The sequence below is a fragment of the Pseudomonas sessilinigenes genome (assembly GCF_003850565.1).
In the GTDB taxonomy this organism is placed as follows: Bacteria; Pseudomonadota; Gammaproteobacteria; order Pseudomonadales; family Pseudomonadaceae; genus Aquipseudomonas; species Aquipseudomonas sessilinigenes.
Genome location: NZ_CP027706.1, coordinates 5,278,661 through 5,283,915, shown reverse-complemented (window position 1 = coordinate 5,283,915; position 5,255 = coordinate 5,278,661). Strand labels below are relative to the sequence as shown.

The window sequence follows — 5,255 nt, the reverse complement described above, 5'->3', positions numbered from 1 at the left end:
ACGATCACCTGCGCCACAGCGGCAAAAACGAGTTTGGAAAGGAGTTTTTTCGCGACAAGGTCGCCCATGGCCACTGCAGAAAAACGTTTCATAAAAGCCTTCTCAGAGTTTTGTCAGTGCCACCTGGGTCACAGCGCAGCAGCGAGGGAAGTTGAGGCGAAAAAATTGTTAAAAACGCCAACTCAAAACATCAGCAAGGGTGGGCTGGCCAGCAGAGCTTCACGCGGCTGAAACAGCCACCCACAGCACGACCTGATGAGCGCATTGGCAAATTTAAGCACTCGGTTTTTTGGCTGTATGTCACCCCAAACCCGGACAATCGGCGGACATTGAATTATTTTTTAAAATCCGCTCTATCTATTTGATAAATATGATTTTTTAAATACAAAAAAAGCACGAGGCCGATAGCCTTGAAGGCTACGGGCGTCGTGCAAATGGACGGCCTGCGGCAACGCCTGGAATCAGGCGCGGCGATCCTGGGCGATGAGGCTTACATCGGAGACGATATGGCCATCCAGCAGCTTGATCACTCGATCGGCCAACTGGAAGTATTGATCATCATGAGTGATGATCAGAATGGTCTTACCGCGGCGTTTGAGTTCCGGCAGCAACTCCTCATAGAAGAAGCGTTTGAAGGGTGGATCCTGGTCTGCCGCCCACTCGTCAAGCACATACACCGGGCGGTCTTCCATGTAGGCACACACCAGGGCCAGGCGTTTTTGTTGGCCGTAGGACAGCTCTTTGGTCGTGGAATAACCCAGCCCTTCGATCTTGATCTTGTCGGCCAGCCCCAGCGCGCCGAGGTACTTTTGCGCCAGGTCCGGGTTGACCTCTTCGCCTTCCGGGCCAATCAACCGGTTGAACAGATGAAAGTCGCTGAACACTGCGGAAAACAGGTCGCGGTAGTCGCTGCGGTTGTCATCATTGACGGCAACGCCATCCAGCAGGATCTGCCCGGACTGAGGCACGTACAGCCCGCACAAGGCCTTGACCAGGGTGCTTTTGCCGCAGCCATTGCCACCGATGATGTAGATCAACTCACCGCGGTTGATGGTCAGGTCGACCGGCCCGAGGGCAAAGCCGCTCTCGGCCTCGGCACCGCGGTAGTTCATCACCACGCCTTTGAGGGTGATTTCCTGCCAGTGCTTTTTGTGTTCAAGGCGCAGGACATTGCTGGTTTCCGGTTCGCCTTGCTCGGCATGGTGCTCATTGATCAGGAAGCCGAAATCGGCCAGGCGGGTGATCGCAATCCGGCCCTGCGCGACCACCGGCATGGTGCTGATCAAAAGGCCCAGCGGCCCGAGGATGTACATCACGGTCAGGACGCTGGCGGTCAGCACCTGGCTGTCGGTGCTGGTCAGCAGCGGCAAGGCAAACACCAGGCTGCCAATCAGCAGGGACTGAGTGACCAGCCCCATGTTTTCCGCACCCAGGTACCACAGGTGTTCGATGAAGTTGAAACGCGCTACCCGCGTCGACGATTCCTTGATCGCCGAACGGCCAAACCAGCGCCGACGGATGCCGTTGAGCTTGAGTTCCTTGAGGCCAAAGACCAGACCGTGGGTATGCTCGTTGAAGGCCGTGAACTCATCACGCACACGGCCAGTGAACTTCACCCCACCAAGGAACAGAAACACATACAACACCGCGCCCAGCACCAATAGCGCCAGCGTCAACGCAAACACCGTCCATGACAGGTAGGCCAGGTAGGCCAGGCCGAACATGAATACCGTGGATTCCACCAGCATCACCGGCATCACCAACAAGGTGGCGTTGAGTTGCGGAATGTCAGTGGTCAACAGTGTCAGCACATTGGGTGGGCCACGCCGATCGACTTCCTCAAGGGGTGAGGAGAGGATTTTCTGACACAGCGCGATGCGCAGGCGCGTCATCAGCTTCATGTTGGCGTAAGCGGGAAACAAGGTCGCGCCGTTACGAAACGCCAGCGCCACCACGCTCAAGCCAATAAACCAGTACAGCAGGTGCAAGCGCGACCCCTGCTCGTAGATAGCCTGGTTGACCACGTTAACCACCGCGATCGCCGCCACCCCACTGACGATGCCGGTGACCAGGGAAAAGAACGCCAGCCAGGGATGATTTTGCCAAAGCAGGCGCAAGACCGAGCCCGGCTTGGGCGGCTTTTCATGCTCTTTGTTCATGGACCAACTCCTCAAATACACGCAAGACCGGGCATGGCCTGCCACACAAGCCGCTGCTACCGGCCCTGTTGCCGGCGCCGCCAAGTGTACGGATTGGCGCAAATTCGGATGTCCCCGAAAGCCTGTACAAAACATGGACCGAGACAAAACACACCGCCGAGGCGGACGGCCCTCCGAATGTCCCAGCTTTCCATTGCAGACCGGCGCAGCATGAATGGGCCTAATACGGTCCCGAGCCGGACCCTTCAGTAGTGAAGATGGCTGTTCTGATCGCTCACCCACCTCTTCGCTACCAAGGATGATTGGACTATGGAAATGACGAGCAGCATTCAAAATGCGGACAGCCCACACTTCTATTTCGTACTCGGAGAACTGGTTTCCAGTACCGACCAGGATCACTTCGCACTCAATATGCTCAAGCTGATCGACAAGTTCCTGCCGGTCACGGCGTTGACACTCAGCGAGTGGACCCTGGACGAGTCAAACAGCAGCCTGGTCGATATCAAGCCTCTGGGCACCGCCGGCGACCCTGCCGACATCCCCGTACAAGAAGCGAACGGCGCCAACGCCAACCCTCCCCTGCTCAAGGAAGTGCAGGAGATGGAGGGCTCGTTGCTGATTCGCCTGAATACGCGAACCAAAGGGGCCGCGGGCAAGGTGCCACGCGTTGCGGCGCACGAATGCACACTGGTATCGCGCGATGGCAGCCGGCGCTGCGTGGTGATGCTGTATCGGTCCCAGGCGCAGAAGGATTTTTCCTTGAGCGAATTGTCGCGTCTGAAAAACCTCTCCGAAGCCTTGCTGCCATTGATTGAAAGCTATGCCCAGTTCAACCGCCAAAGTGCGCTGCGCAAAATTGGCAGCTGGATGGCGATCCCGCTCAGCGAAACCGAACCGTCGCACATTCATCGTGAGTTTCAAAAGCGTCTGTCGCTGTGCGATATCACGCTCTCAACCCGCGAACAGGAAGTTTGCCTCGGCTTGCTCAACGGCGGAACCGTGCCGGAAATAGCCGAGAAACTACGTCTCAAGAACAGCTCTATCGAAACCTATCTCAAGCGTGCAACAGCAAAGCTTGGGGTCAGCGGCCGACATGGATTGACCAAGTGGGCGGTCGGCGCCTGACGACATTCAAGAGGCGGGTTGCTGCGCTGCAACCCGTGTTCCCCTTCACATGAGGCTGGCCAATGAACAAGTTTGCTTTCTCTGCGGTGGCGGTTGCAGTGGTACTGAGCGGGTGCTCACTGATCCCTGACTACCAGCAACCGGCAGCTCCGGTGACCACGCAATACCCGCAAGGCCCGGCCTATGCCGCCGCTGCAGGTACCGTCAGCGAAGAGGTTGCCCGCCAGGGCTGGCGCACATTGTTCCATGACCCCGCCTTGCGGCAGTTGATCCAGACCGCCCTCACCGAAAACCGCGACCTGCGTGTGGCGGCGCTGAATGTCGAGGCGTACCGCGCCCAGTACCAGATCCAGCGCGCTGACCTGTTCCCGGCGGTCTCGGCGACGGCAGGCGGCACCCGCCAGCGGGTACCGGCCAGTATCACGAAGACCGGTAAGGCGGCGATCACTTCGACGTATTCCGCGACCCTGGGCATCAGTTCCTATGAGCTGGATTTCTTTGGTCGCATTCGCAGCCTCAGCGAGCAGGCGATGCAGGCGTACCTGGCCACCGAGCAAGCGCAGCGCAGTGCCGAATTGAGCCTGGTGGCCAGCGTGGCCAATGCTTACCTGACCTGGCGTGCCGATCAGGAATTACTCGCGCTGACACGCCAGACCCTCGCCTCTTATGAGGAAAGCCTGCGTTTGACGACACGCAGCCTGCAGGTGGGTACAGCGTCGTCGCTGGATGCCGCCCAGGCGCAAACCAGTGTCGAGAACGCCCGCGCCAACCTCGCGCGCTATGAGCGACAAGTGGCCCAGGACCGCGATAGCCTGACGTTGCTGGTTGGCACCGCACTGCCGGAATCCCTGCCGAGCCTGCCGCTGTCGAGCAACCTGATCGCCCGGGTACCCGCCGGCCTGCCGTCGGACCTGCTGCAGCGCCGCCCCGACATTCTGCAAGCCGAATACCAGCTCAAATCCGCCAATGCCAATATTGGTGCGGCCCGCGCAGCGTTCTTTCCCAGTGTCAGCCTGACCGCCAACGCCGGCGCGTCCAGCTCGCAACTGTCGAGCCTGTTCAAGGGTGGTTCCGGCAGCTGGACATTCCAGCCGCAGATCAACCTGCCCATCTTCAACGCCGGCAGCCTGCGCGCCAGTCTCGACTACGCCAAGCTGCAAAAAGACATTGGCGTGGCCCAGTACGAGAAGGCTATCCAGACCGCTTTCCAGGAAGTGTCCAGCGGCCTGGCGGCACGCCAGACTTACGACGACCAACTGAACGCCCAACGCGACCTGGTGCAGGCCGACCAGACCTATTACAACTTAGCTCAACGCCGCTACCGCCTGGGCCTGGACAGCAACCTGGTGTTCCTCGACGCGCAGCGCTCGTTGTTTTCGTCACAGCAGGGGCTGATTACCGACCGTTTGGCGCAGTTGATCGCCGAAGTCAACCTGTACACCGCCCTCGGCGGCGCATGGGGGGAACCGACCCAACTGGCCGCTGCCGAGACGCGGCCATGAGTACCTTCGAGCCCGGGCAATATGTGCGCCTGCGCTCGGGGGGCAAAAGGATGCTGGTCAAACCGCCACCGGAGGCGACGCCATTGCCGCACTCCACACTGGTGCTGTGTGAGCACGAAGAGAAAAAACGCACGGTGCAGGGGTTTTACATCGCCACCAACCTGAAGCTGGCGAGCGACCCTCAACAGTAAAGCCACCCCGGCACACAGCCGAGGTGGTTTTTTTATGCTGACCGGCTCAGTCGCTCGCTTGCGACAACGGCCTGGCCACCTGTTCCAGCGCCTTGCCCTCCCCCAGACCGCCCGCACCAGCACCGCCAGGCACAGCATTGCAGCACCCATCCAAATAGCCGATGAACAGGCTGCTGCGTTTGTGGCTCTGGTTACCGAAGCCTGACTTCAACACCAGATCGCTCGCGCACTGATTCGCCCGGGTGCGCAATATCCGTTTGGGCCGCCTCAAGCGTGGC

The 5,255-nt window shown here is 59.4% G+C and carries 4 protein-coding genes; 3 read left to right on the top strand and 1 reads right to left on the bottom strand.

Annotated elements, in window-relative coordinates:
- Nucleotides 1-461: 461 nt before the first annotated feature.
- Nucleotides 462-2,159 carry a cyclic peptide export ABC transporter gene (locus C4K39_RS24530; RefSeq protein ID WP_068588121.1) on the bottom strand — a complete coding sequence of 566 codons (1,698 nt, stop codon included), beginning with the start codon at nucleotides 2,157-2,159 and terminating at the stop codon, nucleotides 462-464.
- 309 nt (nucleotides 2,160-2,468) lie between these two features.
- On the opposite strand from C4K39_RS24530, the gene C4K39_RS24525 reads away from it, so the two are divergent.
- From C4K39_RS24525 to C4K39_RS24515, 3 genes are all read left to right on the top strand, one after another.
- Nucleotides 2,469-3,284: a helix-turn-helix transcriptional regulator gene (locus tag C4K39_RS24525; RefSeq protein ID WP_124347616.1), complete on the top strand. Its 816-nt coding sequence runs from the start codon at nucleotides 2,469-2,471 to the stop codon at nucleotides 3,282-3,284.
- Nucleotides 3,285-3,346: 62 nt separating this feature from the next.
- Nucleotides 3,347-4,786, top strand: a complete 1,440-nt coding sequence (locus tag C4K39_RS24520; protein WP_124347615.1) for an efflux transporter outer membrane subunit — start codon at nucleotides 3,347-3,349, stop codon at nucleotides 4,784-4,786.
- A complete protein-coding gene (locus tag C4K39_RS24515; protein ID WP_068588115.1) occupies nucleotides 4,783-4,977 on the top strand; it encodes a hypothetical protein in 195 nt (64 codons plus the stop codon). The genes C4K39_RS24520 and C4K39_RS24515 overlap by 4 nt, the downstream gene beginning before the upstream one ends.
- Nucleotides 4,978-5,255 lie beyond the last annotated feature (278 nt).

What these genes read in the sequence shown, in the direction of transcription:
- C4K39_RS24530 (WP_068588121.1), bottom strand. Translation starts at nt 2,159, where the DNA reads ATGAACAAAGAGCATGAAAAGCCGCCCAAGCCGGGCTCGGTCTTGCGC.
- C4K39_RS24525 (WP_124347616.1), top strand. Translation starts at nt 2,469, where the DNA reads ATGGAAATGACGAGCAGCATTCAAAATGCGGACAGCCCACACTTCTAT.
- C4K39_RS24520 (WP_124347615.1), top strand. Translation starts at nt 3,347, where the DNA reads ATGAACAAGTTTGCTTTCTCTGCGGTGGCGGTTGCAGTGGTACTGAGC.
- C4K39_RS24515 (WP_068588115.1), top strand. Translation starts at nt 4,783, where the DNA reads ATGAGTACCTTCGAGCCCGGGCAATATGTGCGCCTGCGCTCGGGGGGC.